The 17182-nt window shown below is 69.5% G+C and carries 16 protein-coding genes; 4 read left to right on the top strand and 12 right to left on the bottom strand.

All coding sequences use genetic code 11. The features are described 5' to 3' along the window. Nucleotides 1-4: 4 nt before the first annotated feature. Nucleotides 5-1255, top strand: coding sequence for a toprim domain-containing protein (locus tag G9H72_RS18000; RefSeq protein WP_166173701.1), 1251 nt, complete (start codon nt 5-7; stop codon nt 1253-1255). 196 nt (nt 1256-1451) lie between these two features. Here the strand turns inward: G9H72_RS18000 and G9H72_RS17995 are convergent, their stop codons facing one another. From G9H72_RS17995 to G9H72_RS17965, 7 genes are all read right to left on the bottom strand, one after another. Continuing rightward, nucleotides 1452-1874 (bottom strand): hypothetical protein, encoded by a 423-nt coding sequence (locus tag G9H72_RS17995; RefSeq protein ID WP_166173699.1) that lies wholly within the window; start codon nt 1872-1874, stop codon nt 1452-1454. 108 nt (nt 1875-1982) lie between these two features. Next, complete coding sequence (locus G9H72_RS17990) at nt 1983-3299, bottom strand: hypothetical protein (RefSeq protein WP_166173697.1); 1317 nt, start codon at nt 3297-3299, stop codon at nt 1983-1985. Beyond that, entirely contained in the window at nt 3296-3787 is a 492-nt protein-coding gene (locus G9H72_RS17985) for an RNA polymerase sigma factor (RefSeq protein ID WP_166173695.1), read from the bottom strand. Before G9H72_RS17985 ends, G9H72_RS17990 begins: the two co-directional genes overlap by 4 nt. Nucleotides 3788-4004: 217 nt before the next feature. Next, nucleotides 4005-5648 carry a relaxase/mobilization nuclease domain-containing protein gene (locus G9H72_RS17980; protein WP_166173693.1) on the bottom strand — a complete coding sequence of 548 codons (1644 nt, stop codon included), beginning with the start codon at nt 5646-5648 and terminating at the stop codon, nt 4005-4007. Then, nucleotides 5645-5839, bottom strand: coding sequence for a hypothetical protein (locus G9H72_RS17975; protein WP_166173682.1), 195 nt, complete (start codon nt 5837-5839; stop codon nt 5645-5647). Before G9H72_RS17975 ends, G9H72_RS17980 begins: the two co-directional genes overlap by 4 nt. After that, nucleotides 5836-6201, bottom strand: a complete 366-nt coding sequence (locus G9H72_RS17970) for a plasmid mobilization protein (RefSeq protein WP_166173680.1) — start codon at nt 6199-6201, stop codon at nt 5836-5838. The genes G9H72_RS17975 and G9H72_RS17970 overlap by 4 nt, the downstream gene beginning before the upstream one ends. A gap of 849 nt (nt 6202-7050) precedes the next feature. Continuing rightward, the gene (locus tag G9H72_RS17965) at nt 7051-8457 is read right to left on the bottom strand and encodes a hypothetical protein (RefSeq protein ID WP_166173678.1); all 1407 of its coding nucleotides are present in this window, start codon (nt 8455-8457) and stop codon (nt 7051-7053) included. Nucleotides 8458-9327: 870 nt separating this feature from the next. Here G9H72_RS17965 and G9H72_RS17960 point away from each other — a divergent pair. From G9H72_RS17960 to G9H72_RS17950, 3 genes are all read left to right on the top strand, one after another. Continuing rightward, nucleotides 9328-9795, top strand: a complete 468-nt coding sequence (locus tag G9H72_RS17960; RefSeq protein ID WP_166173676.1) for a helix-turn-helix domain-containing protein — start codon at nt 9328-9330, stop codon at nt 9793-9795. 81 nt (nt 9796-9876) lie between these two features. Beyond that, a complete protein-coding gene (locus G9H72_RS17955) occupies nt 9877-10362 on the top strand; it encodes a hypothetical protein (protein WP_166173674.1) in 486 nt (161 codons plus the stop codon). 7 nt (nt 10363-10369) lie between these two features. Next, entirely contained in the window at nt 10370-11560 is a 1191-nt protein-coding gene (locus G9H72_RS17950) for an MAB_1171c family putative transporter (protein ID WP_166173672.1), read from the top strand. Here G9H72_RS17950 and G9H72_RS17945 read toward each other — a convergent pair. The 5 genes from G9H72_RS17945 to G9H72_RS17925 form a co-directional block, all read right to left on the bottom strand. Continuing rightward, nucleotides 11553-12710 (bottom strand): geranylgeranyl reductase family protein, encoded by a 1158-nt coding sequence (locus G9H72_RS17945; protein ID WP_166173670.1) that lies wholly within the window; start codon nt 12708-12710, stop codon nt 11553-11555. The genes G9H72_RS17950 and G9H72_RS17945 overlap by 8 nt on opposite strands. A 206-nt stretch (nt 12711-12916) precedes the next feature. Further along, nucleotides 12917-13186, bottom strand: coding sequence for a hypothetical protein (locus G9H72_RS17940; RefSeq protein ID WP_166173668.1), 270 nt, complete (start codon nt 13184-13186; stop codon nt 12917-12919). A 490-nt stretch (nt 13187-13676) separates the two neighbouring features. Beyond that, on the bottom strand, nt 13677-14054 hold the full coding sequence (locus G9H72_RS17935; RefSeq protein WP_166173666.1) for an effector-associated constant component EACC1: 378 nt from the start codon (nt 14052-14054) through the stop codon (nt 13677-13679). Between the two features lie 2 nt (nt 14055-14056). Beyond that, nucleotides 14057-15742, bottom strand: coding sequence for a caspase, EACC1-associated type (locus tag G9H72_RS17930; protein ID WP_331272401.1), 1686 nt, complete (start codon nt 15740-15742; stop codon nt 14057-14059). Between the two features lie 296 nt (nt 15743-16038). Next, the coding region (locus G9H72_RS17925) for an IS110 family RNA-guided transposase (RefSeq protein ID WP_166173662.1) at nt 16039-17182 on the bottom strand (1144 nt) is incomplete at its 5' end.

Below are 17182 nucleotides of genomic sequence, written 5' to 3'. Positions count from 1 at the left end.
GTTCATGAGCCCCACCGACCACGCTCAGCTCTACGCCATGCACGACCAGGCCCGACGCTTCTACACCCGCGGATGGGGCGGCGCTAAGGACCGCGACGTCGCTCGGTTCTTCGCCGAGGTGGAGCGCCGCGGTGTCACGACCGAGACCTTCAGCAAGTACCAGGTCGGCTACGCGGCCCCGTCCTGGACGGCGCTGACCAACCACCTGCGCGGCCTCGGCTACACCAACGAGCAGCTCCTGGAGTCCGGGCTCGGCATGAAGACCTCGCGCAACACGGTCGTCGACCGCTTCCGCGACCGGGTCATGTTCCCCATCACCAGCGCCGCCCCTGCCGGCGAGCTCGGGCGCGTCGTCGGCTTCAGCGGGCAGTCCCTGGACCCCCGGGCTGGCGCCGAGGGCGCGCCGCCGCGCTACCTCGACTCCCCGGTCACCCCGATCTACCGCAAGGGCGAGCACACGTTCGGGCTCGGCTCGATGCCCGAGCTCGACGGCCGCGCAGCAGGGGCCACCCCGGTCCTCGTCGAGGGCCGGTGGGACGTCCTCGCCGTCACCTCGACCGACCCCGGCAGCTTCTACGGGGTGGCCCCCGGCGGCACCGCACTGACCCAGCACCAGGCCAACCTGCTCGCGGCCTCGGCCACCGGCCGGGGCCTGATCGTCGCTCCCGACGAGGACGAGCCCGGCCGCGCGGCCGCCATCGCGGCGTACCCCCTGCTGCGCGCAGCGGGCCTGCACCCCGACCGGGCGCCCGGCGTCCCGGGCCACGACCCGTCCGACCTGCTGGGTCAATACGGCCCCTCGACGCTCGCGGCATCGCTGCGCGCGGCCGCGACCCGGCCCCTCGTCGCGGCCGTCCTCGAGGACACGATGAGCCGCTACCGGGACCGGCTTCAGTGGCCCGAGGGGCGCGTGGCGGCCGCTCGCGCCGTCGCCCCAATCCTCGCTGACCTTCCCCCGGGGGTGGCCAGCTGGCAGATGAACGAGCTCGCGTCGGCGCACGGGCTGGACCACGACCTGCTCATGCGCGAGTACCTCGCCGTAGACGCCGGCGGGGCTGATGCCCGGGGGCGAGCCGATAGCGGTGAGCCGTCCACGCAGCCGCTGACCAACCGTGCCAGCGCCGCCTCACTGACCGCAGCCGCCTACCCCGCCCCCCTCTCCGGCGCTCCCAGCCTCGACACGGCACCTCCGGCCACTCCCGCTCCGGCGCCCGCGACCGCACAGCTCGCGGCCTCCGGACGACGCCTCCAATAGCCCGACGTGGGCGCCCCAGCAGCACGCATCAGGCCCCCGGAACTGGTCAGTTCCGAGGGCCTCCTGCTGCCCCAGACCCGCTCGACCACTGCTGCTGCAGCCACGCACGCTTGGGGCAGCCGCGGGCTGTTCAGCGCCGCGGAACGCATCCAGTAGATGCACGGTCATGCCGATGTCGGGACGCCGGGCGCGCTCTCTAGCGGATCTCGCTCCCGACCAGTTGCTGGACGCGACGCGCGATCTCGTCGCCGTCAACGGCAATCACCCATGCGTCCCCCACGACAAGCGTCCCGATGTCGAGCCCGTGAACCGCCTCGATCCATCGGTCACGGTTCATACGGTCGACGAAGGTGTACAGACCTAGCTCATCCGCCCCTGAGGTGCAGGTCCCACTCTCACGGCTGAAGACCTGATCCGTGTCGACGTTGACGTTCTCGCAGCTCAGCTTGCTCGACAAGGTCGACAGGGCAAGTTGGCCCGGCCGAGGAGTAGCCGACGTCGAGCCACCGGCGACGCTGTCGCCCCCCGAGGAACACCCCACGACGACCATCAGAGGGGCCAGACCGAGCCAAAGGCTCGGGAAGCGGCGCGACGCACGGGTGCGGCGGAAGGAGGTCACGCCGACATCCTGGCCGCCTGACCGGCGCCGACGCATGAGCTGCCGTACTCAAGGATCACTGCAGGTGACCCTGTCGACTCGACAACAGGATGCGCGCACATGCCGCCGTCAGAGCGCTCGCTCGGCGGCCAGTTGGAGTAGCCGCGCGGGGTCGGCGCCGACAGGGACGGCGTTCAACTGGACGAGCCGGTCACCCGAGCGAGCGACGACGGTCGCGACCCCTTCCTTGACGAGCACGTACGCCTCGTCGCTCACGCCGCTGACGGCCTCGACGGTGCCTCCGTTGCAGCGTATCCAGGTCGTGGTGAGGGCCGTGAGGTAGGCGCGGGCCTGCTCCTTGTCGAACCGCACGACCTGTTCCGCGATCGGCAGGTTGACGAGCCGAGCGCTCCTGCGCCGTTCGATGATGGCACCGTTCTTCCGGTAGGTCTGCGCGGTGCCGCCGCTGCCGGTGAACGTGAGCGTTCGGTCGCAGTCACTGCTTGGCGCTCGTCCCATCACGCCTGCTGGCACCGCACGGCGGTCGCCGTTCTGAGCGCCCACGCGCCATCCGGGGCCGATGTCGCCGGCCTGTAGGAAGCCGTCCGGTGGAGCCGCGACGACCCGGGGCGCCGGCCCGATCTCGCGGGGCTGCTGGGCGGTGAGGCGAGCCGCGGCAGCGTTGGCCAACTGTTGGCCCCAGGCGTTCACGTCACCGGTGAGCGGGCCGCTGGCCGGCTCGATGGTGCTGGCGCTGACCCGCGCGATGCGGTCCCCGGCGCGGATCACGGCCACGATCGCCACGTCGGGGGCGCCGCTCACGTTGGCGATGTCGCGGCGCAGGACCTGAACCTCGACCCCACCGGTTGTCGACGTGGACACGACGGTGGTCCGCTGCCGGTCGCGGAGGCAGAGCTCCTCTTCCAGGATGCGCTGGTACGCCTCTGTACTCTGCCCAGCCCGGTACTGCAGCACGGACGAGAACACCTGCCAGGTCGGGTCGGCGTCCGACATGAACCCGACCCCGATAGCCCGCTCAGGCGAGCGGCCCTCCGGCGACCGGACCGACACGTCCGACGTGACGGAGTCCTCCCGCCACGGGTCACGAAAGTCTGCGGTCTGCAGCGCGAGGGCTTGCGGGAGCTCGGGCACCTGCGCCCAGCGCGCGTGCCTGCCCTCGGGATCGGCACACCCGGCGGCACTTGCTGCCGGAGTGGCGACGGCCGCCGGCCCGGGTGTCACCCGATCCGCTCCAGTGAGCGTGGGAGCGACGGCGACGGCGGCCAGCGCGGCAAGAGCAGCGCCCGCGGCGGCCGTGACGCGTCGTGTTCGGCGTCGGCGGGCCACCTTTCGGACCGCAGGGCCCTCGAGCCCGAGGCCGGTCAACGGCTCGCCGTGCAACCGTTCGGCCAGGCCGCGCAACTGCTCGTCGGTGGGCTCGCTCACCGTGCCTCCTCCAGTTCGCTCAACAGCCCGGCCAGCGCCTTGCGCCCGCGCGACAACCGCGCTTTCACCGTCCCCTCGGGCACCCGCAGGACGTCGGCGATTTCGCGCACCGGCAGGTCGGCGAAGTAGTGCAGGACCAGCGCGACGCGTTGGTCGACGGGCAGCCTGGCGAGCGCGTCCCGGATCGCCACCCCGTCCGGTAAGGGCTCGGCCACGTCGAGCGCGGGGCCGTGGCGAACCAGTGCCCGCAGGTGCGCGGCCGCCTTACGCCAGTCGCTGACCGCGAGCCGCCAGGCCACCGTCCGGACCCACGCGTACGGGTCGGATCCCTCCGCGGTCAACCGCGCCCAGCGCTGCCACGCCCGAACGAACGCCTCCTGCGCACAGTCTTGCGCCCGCGACGGATCACCGAGCGCCAGGGACAAGTGCTGCACGAGCCGCGGCGACGCCGCCGCCACGAACTCGTCGAAGCCCCCCTCGGCCGTCACCGGCGCCCCCGTCGCTCCCACACCTCCCACACGCACCCCGGCCACCGCCAGGTTGCACCGCACCACCACGACATGACTAGCAGCCCAGACCGCCGGTCGTCGCCCCCGCGCAGCTTCTGTAGATCCGGGTGTCGGCGCTTCCGATCATCCGGTCATGCCGCCGATCGGGCGGCGATGGCTGGCCTGGGTGGCGCGGCGCCGACTCAGTTGGTTCGGACTAGCGGCCTGGCTGTGGGCCGCGGTGACGCTCCCAGGGCGTGGGGGGTGGCCATTGGTCGGCGCTAGGTGCGGGTGTTGTGGGCGTGGTCGGGGCCGGTGCAGCTGCGACATCGGCGGCCCGGCGGTCCTCCCAGGCCTGTCGGGCGGCGCTCGGTCCCGCGGGGCCACTGACCACGATCCGCTGGTACTCGCGCCGCAGCTCGTACGCGGCCTCCCGTGCCGCCGCCGCTTGAGCGGCCCGCTGCTGCTGCTCGCGCATCCGCTCCACGGACGACAGGAGCGCGTACATCTGCGCCATCAGCGCCAACACCTGGCGCGTCTCCTGATCCATCGTGCGCCGGATAGCGGACAGTGCGCGGGCGCCGGCGCGCAGGCTGTGACCCGCCCCTGAGGGCGCCGGCACTCGGCCGTACGTCTCGCGGGCGGCGCGCTCGAACCGACGCGCAGCGGCCGTCAACGGCCCCGGCCGCTGCGCCTCGAGCACTCGCGCGGCCGACGTCAGGAAGTCCGACGCCGCCCATGCGGCGTCTGCCGCGCCCGCCAGGTCTCCTCCAGCGACGGCCCGATTGATGTGCTCCGCGCCCTGCTTCGCAGCGGCGGCCGCGCTCATCAGCACCACGCGTCGCTCCTCCGGCGACGGCCGGTACGGCCCGTGCAGCCGCCGGCCGGTCGCCCCGTACTGCGGTCCCGGGGTCTTCGCGTCACCCGGCTCGGCCTGCCCGCGCGACGCAGCGACGGCCTCGTCGCCGGGGGTCGACTCGTCCAGCTGAGGCGCATTCCAGCGGGCCCGGAGCTTCGGCAGGGTGAGGTCGGACGCGAGCCGCCCTCCTCCGAAGTACACGGGCTTGCCGTCCTTGTCGACCTGGTCCTCGAGCGCGACCGAGTACCCGGTGACCTCGCCGGGGTTGCGCTCGGACTCGCGCAGACGCACCCGTACGCCTTGCGTTCCTAGCTTCGCCACGAACTCTTCCAGGCTCTCGGACTGGGCAGCTGCGGTGCGGACGGCGCGGCGCAGCGTGTCTCGCGGGACCTCCTTGCGGCCGTTCCGCGCGGCCTGCTCGGTCTCAGCGCGCGTCGGCGGCGGCTCGGAGGTGCGGTCGGCAGGCGCCGTCTTGACCGACAGCTCGTACCTTGACTCGGCCGCGTGGGCGCCCTCGCGCAATCGGGCGAAGTCGTTCTGCGGGCGAACCCGCTTGCCGTCCTGGCGCACCAGCGTGGCCACGACGTGCACGTGATCGTCGGCGTGACGCACCGCTATCCAGCGCGCGCCGAGTGGGTCTCCGGCCGGCGCGATGCCCGTGCGGTCCATCATGTCGGCCGCGATCTCGCCCCACTCGGCGTCCGTGAGGACTCGGTCATCGGCGTGGTTGCGCAGCACCAGGTGGTAGACCGGCTTGGCCTCCGGCCCAACGCTCGCCGCCTTGCACGGGGCCTCCAGCGCCGCGATCAGGTCGCGGAAGTCCCGCACTCCGCGCGCCGTGCGCCCCGGCTCCAGGTGCTCGACAGCGTCCCAGCCGCCGACCAAGCGCGGGTCTTCATGACGCGAGCGGCCTCCCTGCTCGGCCTGCTGGGCGGGCGACTCGGAGTACAGGTAGTGCACCAGCCCGGCCACTCGCCCGCCGAGAATCCGCTTCGTGATCACGGTCGGCTCCGCCGCCGGCGCCACCGCGGGACCGCCTCGGCCACGGCGACGGCGAGACCCAGAGCCAGCCCGAAGGGCGCCTCGTCCCGCCACGTCGCGTCGGTGAACAGCACGCTGAGCACGGTCCAGATGGCCGCGAACAGCACCGCCACCGCGGCGATCGAAACGCCCTCGCGCAGGACCGTTCTCACGGCAGCCTGGACACGATCTGCGTCGTCGCGGCGTCCAGCCTGCGCACGGCGGCGTTGGTCAGCTCGACCGCCCGGGCCAGCCACTCGGGCTCGTCCGCGCCTGAGTTGAGCGCCTTGGCGGCCTGGTTGACGTTGCTGGCGAACATGCGGACCTGGGCCCGGGCCTCCATCAGCTCGGCCAGCGCTTGCCGCGGAAGGGACGCCGTCGGGGGCACGGTGTTCGTCGCGGCGGCCACCGTCACGGCCGCCGTGTAGCCCGTCGGAGTGAGCCCCGACGCCTTCGCCGCCTGCTTGACCGCCGCCATCTCCTCATCGCTGAACCGGGGCTGCAGCTTGTGCGAGCGGCCCGGAAACAGGTGCATCCGATCCTTGGCTGAGGCGGCGCGCGAGCGGGCCGGCCTGCTGCCCTCCAGCGTCTCGCCCTGCCCTTTCATTGCCCTTCGCTCTCCTGTCCTGTTCGTGCTGACCGCGCCCGGTCGGCACGCCCCTTCGCCTCTTCCTCCCGACCCCGCCGGGTCGGCCGCTCCCCCAGGTGCGCGACTTGCGGAGTGGGACGCAAGGGGGAAGCAACGAGGCTGGAGTGTGGACCGCTGCCCGCGCCAGCGGGTAGCGGTCTGGACTCCAGACGCATATCTTGCTTCCGCCTGCGGACCCGGTTCCTACGATTCACCATCGCTGGCCTGCCGCAGGTACCGCCTTGGAGAAGAGGTAGTGCGTGCGCCCGGCGCGCCGTGCGAGGTCTTACGCCGCATTCGAATCGGTTGTGGCAGCAGGCGGCGTGGCGACGGTCCGACGTGACGCCCGTCGCTGAGTACCTCGTGGTGCCTTTAATGGGGGGTACCCCATGCCCGTCAGCGCCGCGTCGGACCACCCCCGCTCGAGCGCTCCGGCACGGCTGGCGGCGTACGCCTCATCGGCGGTGCGGATCTCCTTGCCGCTCTGCTGCACGAGCTCCCTCGCCCTCAGGCGGGCGGCCTGCACAAGCTCGCGGCCGCGCTCCCGCGCAGACTCCAGCCCCTGAGCGCGACGCTCGCGGTCTGCGGCCGCCTCAGCAAGTACGCCAACAGCCTCGACCATGGGCCCCACGAGTACGTCGCGTGCCACCTTCTCCGCCGATCGTCGCGCGGCTCTATCTTGCGCCATGGCTTCGTCCTCCCACGTAAAGTTCAGCAACCGGTTCGATCCCTACCAGCGCCGCGCCGACGCGGCTGCTAAGCCCACCGGGCTGGTCCTCGCGCTGTCGCCTGTGGGCTTCCGTAGAGCGGCAGGCTGTCAGCGGCTTCGCGCGGCACGACGAGTGGCTTCGGTGGATGCCGTAGCTCCCGGGCGAAGAGGGCGTGGCGCAGTTGTGGAATGCCCGGCGTGCACCCTTCCGGCGTCGCGTGGTCTGCTGCGCGTTCGCTCGGCAAGCGGCGTGCTGCTGCCGTGACCTTCTCGGTCACCGCGCCGAACACGCGTAGCAGCGGCAGGTGGTGCAGCTGCGCCGGCGTCACCTTGACCCAGTGCAGCACCCGCCCGTGCGCGCGTACGTCGTAATCGGCACGTTCGAGCAACCGGCCGGCAGCGCCGGATGCGACGAGGCCGCCACGAACAGCCAAGGCTAGGGATGGCACTTCGCGCAGCCAGTTGCGCATGAGGTCCGCGGTCTCGCCCGACTCGCCCACCTGTCGCAGCTGCTTGTACAGCTCGTACCCGAGGTGCCGGACGCGCACATCACCCTTGGACAGCGTCACCGTCTGCCCCTGTCTGGCGATGGCTTCGCGCAGCGGGTCCACGGCAACCTTGAACTCTTCAACGACGCGAGCTTCCTCCGCTGGCAAGAAGCGCCGCGTTGCAACCCGCGCAGTCATGTGTACGCCATGGAGGAGGAGCTCCGCCGCCGCGACGACGTCGTCCATCGGGATGTTCGGTCCCCGCGCCGCAAGGACGGCCGTCATCCTGCGCGTGGCATCGGCGATGTCGGCGGGTCCCCGCACGACGACGACCTCCGGCGTTGCCGTCGTCGGCAGCCCGTCGAGATAGCCCGCTGCCGGAAGACCCGCCGTCTGCTGGCGTAGCTGTTGCACGGCAAGGCGGAGAGAAGCGCAAGAGATCGGTGAGCGAAGCCGCTCGGACACGTCCGGCGTGGACTGCATCGCGAGATCCTCGTCCAGATAGGGGATGCAGTCTGCGAGCTCGGCCACGTCGCGCAGAGCGCTCCACGCTGCGTCTCCGCTGAGGCGCGCGATCGCGTGGTTCCAGCGCTCGAGCGACACCGCAGATCTGCCGGCGTTGGTCCACGCGGCTGTCAGTGGGTCGTGATTCCTGCCCAGCAGCTCGCTCGGAGCGCGGGTCCCGTCCGGGTCCCCGGCCTTCGGCAGCTCTCGTAACGCGCGTGTCATCACGTGTGCCGGGTGCGTCACCAGGTGTTCGGGGCTCAGCACGACGGTGGTGTCGGGCTGCAGCTGGGTCAGGGACACGGCCAACCCGCGCACCTCACCGACGATTGCGTCGCGCGCTGCGGCAGCGCGCTCGGTCTGCGAGACCGTCAGCCGTTGAGCGGGAGTGGGCGGCCCGGAGGCGACGAGGAGGGACATCGAAGCGCACAGCTCGCGTATGCCGTCGCCGTACGTCAGCACGGCTCGTCGCGCAGGAACCGCTGCGCCTCGCCCAAGAGGCGTGCCGCTCGCGCGCATCCCGTCGCGGTGGAGACCGCCGCCCTTGATGACGCCAGGCGGGCGAGACGCATGCGTGTTGCATTAATGGCGCCGAGCGCGTCGGACAGATCCGCCTCGGCGTCAACAGCAGGCTCGCCGGCGACCGCGAGGTGGTGCGGCAGCTCCGCCGCGGCACGCGACACGGCACGAGCACGGTCACCGGCCATGCCTGACCGTGCCGCTCGAGCAGTGCTTCCAGGAGAGCGCGCTCTCGTCGTCCGGTATCCGTCTGCACCGCAACCTCCATCGCCAGCTGTCCACTGCAGTTAACAGCGACGGGCACGCGGACACAAGGCCGGGCACGGATTGGGCGAGCTCCCGGCAGGGGGTCGAGCGCGAGTGCTCAACTCGGGCGCAGATGGACGAAGTCGAGCCACATCTCGATCAGGACCACTTCAGAGTTGCGCGACACGACGAAAACGACACGACCGTGCCACAGCCCAGCCGCGTCGCGCTCGCGCGCGACGACGAGCCCGGGCCATCTGCCCGGGTAGTCGAGCAGCCCCTCGACCCAGCAGTGCCGCGGGACAGGGCGCCGAGGTAGTGGTGCGACGCACTCGACGAGCGGGCGCCGCCCTGGCTTCCACCCCTGCCCACCCGCCATTGCCTCAGGATGACATCTCTCGTACACCTGTTCGAGTAGACCTCAGGCGCGCCGCTCTCCCCCGCTCACCTCGTCTCATGGACCGCAACGTCGCCGTCAACCTCAATGGACGCCCTGCCGGACGTCCCGCCTCGGGGTGCCCCATGGAACGATCTGGGCGGCAGGCAGCGCGACGAGAGAGCAGGGCAGTGGTCACTTTCGAGGATGCAGGCGACGGCACGAACGCCTCTCCTGAGCCTCGGACGCTCGCGCAGAAGCTCGACTACCTGTTCCGGCAGGTCCACCCCCGTGACCGGGGCGAGTTCAGCCTCCGCGAGGTAGCGGCCGGCATCGAACGCGCGGGCGGGCCCACGATCTCTCCGACCTATCTGATGTACCTGCGCAAGGGTCAGCGCACCAACCCGACGATGCAGCACCTCGAGGCCATCGCCCAATTCTTCGGCGTGCCGATGGCCTACTTCCTCGACGACTCCGCCGCCGCCCAGGTGACCGACGAGCTCGACCTCGTCGCAGCGCTCCGCGACGAGGACGTCCGGGCTGTGGCGCTTCACGTCGCGGAGCTGTCACCCGAGGGACGCGCAGCAGTGGCGCGGATGGTCGAGCAGATCCGACAGGACGAAGAAGCCGCCTCTGGGAGAGAGACACCGGGCGACTAGCGGGCGCAGAATGAGCCCTGCTCGATGGTCGGCCTCGGACCGATCGAGCGTGCGACGTCGGCTCGCGCACAGGAGGCGCGGATGAAGCGCTCGCTGCGGCACCGCTGTGAGACGCGGCTGCGCCAGCTCGCGCTCCCGGACGTGGTCACGAGCATGGTGGACGTCGTCGACCACGTCGAGCGGCTACGCGAGCGTCCGGTGCGCTTGCGTCCCCTCTCGCTGCCGCCCGGTGGACCGACTGGCGCCTGGGTCGCGACTAGCGAGCTTGACTACGTGTTCTACGAGCGCGACACGAGCCCGCGACACCAGGCGCAGATCATCGCCCACGAGCTCGGTCACATGACCTCCGGCCACCGCTCCTCCCCGGCCGCGGTGTTGGCTCCGCTGTTGCTCGCGCCGGGCGCGGCGACGGTGATGCTCGCGAGGGAGGCGTACGCGACGGACGAGGAGCGCGAGGCCGAGCAGATGGCGGACCTGCTCGTCGCTTACGTCGAGGCGTCGATGGAACGCGCCCCTGCGCTGTCGGCGCTCGAGGCGGCGCTGAAGCGCGACTCCAGGCGGCTGTGACGTCGTCGTGCTCGCGCTCGAGCTCGTGCCACCGGCGATCGTGTGGGTCGCCGCGACGTACAAGCTCGCCGCTCTGCGACGAGCACCGTCGACGCCAGCCGGACGCGCACTGCCGGGGATGCTCGTCTGCCTGGCGCTGGCGAGCACGGCGTACTGCCCACCGATGTACCGCTGGCTCGGCGACGCCACCGACACGCCCAACGTCGCGGCTCTGATTGCGCAAGCTCTCGGGCTGGCGATGATCTGGCCGGCACGCAACCTGCTGCTCTACCAACGACACGCATCGGAGGTCGCGCTCCGTCTGGCGCGGCGGCGGTACGTCGCGCTTCCGCCGATCCTTGCCCTACAAGCCGTCGTGTGGGCGTGGGCCAACACGACAGTCAACGATCCCAAGTACGTGTACGTCGCCGCGGAGCACCCGCGCTACGTCGCCTTCTGCGCGATCCACCACGCGGCCCTGGTCGTGGCAGCGCTCGACGCGATCGGCCCCGCGCGGCGCTTCGGAGACGCGATGAGCCACGACGCCCGCGTCGGCATGCGCCTGGTCGCAGGTGCTGGGTACGGCGCGCTCGTGCTGGTCGGCTTCGACGCGCTCTTCTACGCGTCGGCCTTCGTGGGGACGCCGCTCACTCTTTGGGGGCAGACGGACTTGGTCATGGCGATGAACCTGCACACCTCGACGACGCTGCTCGCCGTGGGCGCGACGCTGCCGGACTGGGGACCACGGCTTCTTCGTACGCTGCGGGCCGCACGTGCGCTACGCGCGCTGCGTCCGCTGTGGTGTGATCTGGTGGCAGCCGCACCGGGTGTCGTCCCACCGCGAAGCCACCGTGTGCTCGACGTCCAGCGGCGCCTCCACCGGCGGGTCACAGAGATCCGCGACGCGGAGCTCGCTCTGCGCGGCTACCTGCCCGATGAATCGCGTCTGTGGCAGCTCGTGCAACGGGCGGGGGTGCCGGCCGAGGACGCAGCTGCGTTCCACCATGCAGCCGCACTGTCAGCTGCGGCGACGGCGAGAGTGCAGTGCCTCGTGGTACGAGCGACAGCGTTGGCGCCGCGCGCGGTGGAAGGCGGGGCTGATCTCTGGAGCGAAGCGGACTGGCTGAGCGCGGTGGCGCGGCAGTACGGCGCCGCCAAGGCGGCCCTCGCCTTGCCGGTGACGGAGCCCGGGGACGTTGGGGTCGCCAGGGTCAGGTGAGCTTGCGGGAGATGCTGAGCCTCTCGCGCGCTCGGACGGCTCCGAGTCGTGCCAGCGCCCGTCCGGTGACCAGCGGCTTGATGCGCCCGTCACCGAGCGTCAGCTCGAGCGTGGCGTCGAAGAACCGTCGGTCCACCTCCGCCAGTTGCAAGCCCAACGACGCGAGCACCGGCACCCGGCACAGCTGAGCACCGACCCACGCGTCCCGCTGGTGCCGCCCCATGACCTCCCGGAGACGACGCCTGTACGCGGTGCCCGCCTCCGCGCCGAGGTGGGCGCACTCACCCGCGATGGTGCCCGACACAAGGGCGTCGAGGATGCCCTCGCCGCTCGAGGGGTTCACCAAGCAAGCCGCATCACCCACCAGCAGCACGCGCCCGTCCGGAAGCGTTGGGCGCGCGGTAGCCAGGGGGAGGCGATGGCCTCGCCATGTCTCGACGCGCTCGGCAGCAACCGGCAGCAGCTCGCGCACCCCGGCAAGCAGCGTTTCCTTCGTGATGGGCCGGCCATGGCGCGGGACGTCGATGTAGCCGACGTTGGAGGTCCCATCCCCGATCGGGAACTCCCAAGCGTACGCCGGCCAGTCACGGCTCTTGGAGATGATCCTGGGAGTGGGCACCGAGGTGGGTCCGTACCCGCGGATCGCGACCGCCGTGGCCGTCGCCCGGGGCCTGGAAGTGGTCATCGCGCCTCTTACGACGGACTCCGCCCCGTCAGCACCGATGACGACATGCGCCATTAACTCCCCATCTACCGTCACGGCCTCGTCCGTCGACTCGATCGTCCGCACTCGTCGGCGCTCGAACACCACTCCAGCCTGCACGGCTGCGTGAACGAGCCGTGCGTCGAAGACGCGTCGGGGAACCACCCGGAACTCCCCACGCTGCGGGTGCTCAGCGTGGCTCGACCTCGACCCCAAAACCATCCGCGAGGCCGGCTCGTAGTCAGCAAACTCTCTCCTCAGCCCCAGGGCGCTCAGCGCGTCGAAGCTCCGGGGACCAACCGCGTCCCCACAGACCTTGTCGCGGGGGAACTCCTCGCGATCGAGAAGCAGGACACGAGCCTCGGGTAGGCAGCGCAGGGCGGAGAGGGCAGCGGAGGACCCAGCCGGCCCCGCACCGACGATCACGACGTCCCAGGCGAGCGTCACGAGTCCCAGTGTCACACCCCTTCTGCTGGCAAGGCCCGCAGCCACCTGCGCGCAACTCGGTCACCCCGACGCCCCCTTGCACCACTCCAGGGGTCATGACCCGCGGCTCGGGCAAATCGGTCGACCGAGCGCCGCCCACGCCCTGGTGCGTGGCCCACAGGAGGTGCCCGCGAACGCGCGGGCCGCCCGCTCTTGCCGAAGAGCGGTCAGGTCGTGGGGTAGATGCTCCGCCCTGACCCATCCAAGATCTCCGTCACCTTGTCCGTGTGGAAGAAGTCGACGGAGCTGCCTGGGACGTCGGGGCTGACGTTGGAGGTGACGTGCGCGTAAGAGTCGTCAGCGTCGTAGCCCCACGCGATGTTGTGCACGACCAGGCGCCGTCCATCCTGCAGAACCACAATGGACGGAACACCGTCGCGCTGAACAAGGAGATCGATCAGCGGTTGGTCAAGGATGGGACCCGGCTCGAAGCCCACGGTCCCATCCTGGCAGCGCGGACGAGGGCTGCGGCGCGCAGTCATGCTCGCGGCTCGCCACATCCGCTCGTGCCGAAGAGCGAGTTTGGAGCACGACCCACGAAGAAGGAATAGGCGTTTCCCGAGCAGAACATCCGGCCTACTTGGATGTCGTGCGCCAGATGCGATGCGGAACCGTGTGCAAGCGGAGGGACTTCAAAGGACCTCCGACGTCCCGCCAAAACAGTTGGGCATCAAGCCTTCCTTCGCGCGGGGCCCCTGTTCCGAGACGAATGCACGCTTGCCAAATCGGCCCCCCTCGTCTAGTTTCTCGCCACGGCACAGGCTCGCCCTGGTATCGCTTGCGCGTTGCTTAGGCCGGCCGGATCTTGCTCCCAAAGAAGGCGTCGCCCGCATAAGTCGCGGAACTTCTGGCCGCCCCGGCGAGGTTGGCCGCGACATACGCAGAGAGCCTCACGTCTTCGAGGCGTCGATGTCATACTCCCCCCGGTTATTCTTCGCTCATACGGGCAGCGAGCCAGGAATCGATGAGTTGCTGAGTCTGGGCTCTCGAGGCACCTGTGACCTCGATCTTATCTCCATCGACTTCCAGGGCGACCGTGACGCCTTGATTCCTCCCCAGCCAAGAGGTCATAAGCTCGACAAGCGCAGTCAACGAGCCCGACGAGATCAGTGTCACAAGCAGCTCAGCCGCCTCGACCGCGGCACCCGACTTCGCCCCTGGTGGAGTGGATGACTTGGAGATACGCGCCGCCTCTACGCCGTCGAGCTCATGCAGCTCACGCAGGAGATGAATGGCCAGGTCCTCTGCCTCAAGCAAGGACCGATCTTCGTCCATGATCACTAGGTGAAGCCTTGTGTCGCTCATTGTCAGTTCTCCATTTCGGCACACTTAACGAGTCCTTCTGCCATTTCATCGGCGGATTGAAAGCGGTCGTCCGGCTTCTTGCGTAGGGCACGCATTATGCAAAGGTCGAAGGCTTCTGATACCCCCGTCATCAATACGCCAAGCCGGGCAGGCTCCTCTCGGACGTGCTGGTAAGCGACACTCACGGGAGAGGTGCCCGTGAACGGCGGCCGCCCGCTGCGCAATTCATACAATGCACACCCCAGGGAATAGATGTCACTGCGTCCATCCACCGGCTCCCCTCTCGCTTGCTCCGGTGACAGGTAGCCGGCTGTTCCGACGACGCCCCCAGGTGATTTGACGTCAGCGTCTGACAGTGCGAGATCGAAGCCGAAAATCTTCACCCGCCCCTCACGAGTCCATAGAATGTTGAGGGGTTTTATGTTGCGGTGCACGATACCGGCGTCATGTATGGCCTGCAGGCCGCGACATACCTGCTCCCCCAAGTCTGCGACCAAGAATTCCGGCAGGCCAGAGGAAGAATTCGACAGGAGATCTGACGCAGCCACGGCGTCGACGTACTCAAGTACCAGGTAAGGCGGCCTAGCATCCAGAGCAGCGTCATGCACGGTCAGAACCGCCGAATGGCGCACCTTTGCTGCCGCAACCCCCGCGCGCTTCATCGCGGCTCTCGCGAGCTCTCCCGGAGCCTTCTCATTAGGGAGCACAATAAGAACTTTTCTTTGCAGCACGCGGTCAAAGCCTCGATACACTTGAACAGCGGACCGGGAGGAGAAAACATCACCCGTGTCATATCTCGGCGCGTCAGTAGATTGAGTCGTCAGTGCCGCGCGAAACGCTTTGAGAGGCTCCCTTTGGCGCGCCCGGGCAATACGCAAACTACCTTCCAAATCCATGATCTTCAAGGTAGGTGTTTGAGCACTAGTTTGTTCGCGCACTGCACTGAAGGTGTACTGATACAGATCGTCTACCGAGACGTGCCCATCCTGGTCAATGTCGGCTTCTCCCGTCTCCAGGCCACGCACCAGCGCACCCGTGAAGATCGACGGAGAGCCAGCTTCAATTGAAAGATCGGCCTCCTCGAAAGCGTACTCCATAGCCGTCGAAGCAGTGATCACTACCCGTCCACGACCTGAAAACTGCTGTAGCACGTCGACGCTGTCAGTGCCTTTCGGAACGAAGCCTCGTGCGAATGCCCCGCTGTAGCAGCAGTCAAGCAGAACGACAACTTTTCGGGACCTAGTCTCTGAAAGCCGTTCTTCGATAAATGACGCGGACACGGATGTGGATGCAAGGCGGTCCAAGTTCGTATTCTTGGCCGCGAGATAGAGCCGCCCATACTGGTTCTTCAGCCCGTGCCCTGAGAAATGGACGACGAGGAGATCCTCCGGAGTCCTACCGGCGAAGAAGTGTTCGATACTCTCTTCAATGACTTGTCGGGGTTCATTGACTATCGAGTTGACCTGGAAGTCACCGATCTCCGGGTGTGCCAACGCCGCAGCAAACTCCGTCGCGTCTCGCGCAGGCGCACGAAGTTTTCCGAGCCGCTCATCCTCGTACTCGCTCGTGGCGACGACCAAGGCGTAACGGATGACAACCCCCTCCCTGCAAGCGTCCGGCGTGTGCTGCCCGGCAGTAGCAGTCTCACACCTGCCTGGGGACGTACAGGACGTCCGTCTGCTGCGCACAAGGATCTTACCCACTCAAGGCCCGAACAGTAATGCGGCATGCGCAACACTATGGGGGCCGGACAGGGCGGATCCCCTACAACCGGGAGACCGGCACGTGGGCGCGAAACACGCGGGCTCACGAGGCTTGATGCCAAGTCATGTCGCTCCCATGCGAAAGACTCCTAGGACCCGCGCTGCCAGGTGATCGTCACTCCATCCACGCTGCCGTTCCGCGTCTCAAACTCCCCTTGTCTGTCGACTCCTCGTATCAGGTGTCGTAGCCGATGACCTTGCGCTCATGGCTCCCCTCAGTGTCAAGGGCGTGGTGTCGAGGCCTGCGGGGGTGCGCCGGCGCTGGTCGGCGTCAACGTCGTTCGTCCGGTGGGGCGCTCCACGTTGACGCCTCGGGCGCGCCGGCGAGGGGCGGCCTGTGCCGACACCACGCGGCCCTTTCCTGTGGTTCGCGGTGGGTCTAGCGTCTGGGCTGCGGGCTCGGGAAGTGGCTGGTCCGAAGAGCCGATGTCCGGGGACAGGTCGGCCGCGCTGGACTCTGTAGTCGCCCCCGAGTGCCCTCCCGGGCCCGCCCCATCCTCGTCGGCAGGGCCGCGGGCGGCGGCGTCGGCGACGAGCTGGCGGTAGACCGCGTCGGAGAGCCGGCGGCGCAGGCAGCGCATCGCCTCCAGCGGGGTCTTGCCCTCTGCGAGCTTGCGCCGGTAGTACGCCCGCCCGGGGGTGTCGTGCCGGATCTGGCAGATGCCGGCGATGTAGAGCACGTGGTTGAGCCGCCGGTTCCCCGCCCTGGACAGCCGGTGGCGCTTCGTGTCGCCGCTGGAGGCCTCGATCGGCGCGGTCCCGGTCCAGGACGCGAAGTGGTTCCTGGTTCGGAACCGGGCCACGTCACCGACGTCGGCCAGGATCCGCGCGGCGCCGGCCGGCCCGATACCGAACACGTCCATCAACCGCGACCCCTCGGCCTTGACGGCCTCGCGCAGCCGGCGCACCAGCGGAGTCAGCTTGCGGTCGATGCCCTCGACCTCGCCGAGCAGCTCCACCGCCAGCTCGCGCCGCGTGCGTCCGGCGGCGTCACGCGGCCGCACCGTCGAGAGCAGCGTCTTGGCCTGCAGCGGGGACAGGTGCGGCGGCGCCCCACCCGGGATCAGCTCGAGCAGCAGCCGGTGCAGCCGGTTCAACGCCTGCGCCCGCTGCCGGGACAGCTCGTCGCGCCGGTCGGTCAACAGCCGCAGCACCGCGATCTCCTCACGCACGCCCACCTCGCGCAGGGTGTGCACGCGCAGCGCCGTGACGGCGATCGAGTGCGCGTCGGTGGCGTCGGTCTTGCGCCCGTGCCCGGTGTCGACCACCCGCTCGCCGTCGGCGATCAGCCGCTGGGCCAGCGGCCGGCCGGTGCCGTTCGCGCCCTCGACCGCCCACACCCGGTGCGGCCACTGCTTCACATAC

The organism is Motilibacter aurantiacus (assembly GCF_011250645.1).
In the GTDB taxonomy this organism is placed as follows: domain Bacteria; phylum Actinomycetota; class Actinomycetes; order Motilibacterales; family Motilibacteraceae; genus Motilibacter_A; species Motilibacter_A aurantiacus.
Note: the sequence above shows the minus strand (reverse complement) of the source record. Positions and strands in the feature narration are given on the sequence as shown.

Excerpts from the sequence above, each read along its gene's own strand:
- G9H72_RS17935 (WP_166173666.1), bottom strand. The coding sequence starts at position 14,054 with ATGAGCGACACAAGGCTTCACCTAGTGATCATGGACGAAGATCGGTCC.
- G9H72_RS17970 (WP_166173680.1), bottom strand. The coding sequence starts at position 6,201 with ATGCACCTGTTTCCGGGCCGCTCGCACAAGCTGCAGCCCCGGTTCAGC.
- G9H72_RS17955 (WP_166173674.1), top strand. The coding sequence starts at position 9,877 with ATGAAGCGCTCGCTGCGGCACCGCTGTGAGACGCGGCTGCGCCAGCTC.
- G9H72_RS18000 (WP_166173701.1), top strand. The coding sequence starts at position 5 with ATGAGCCCCACCGACCACGCTCAGCTCTACGCCATGCACGACCAGGCC.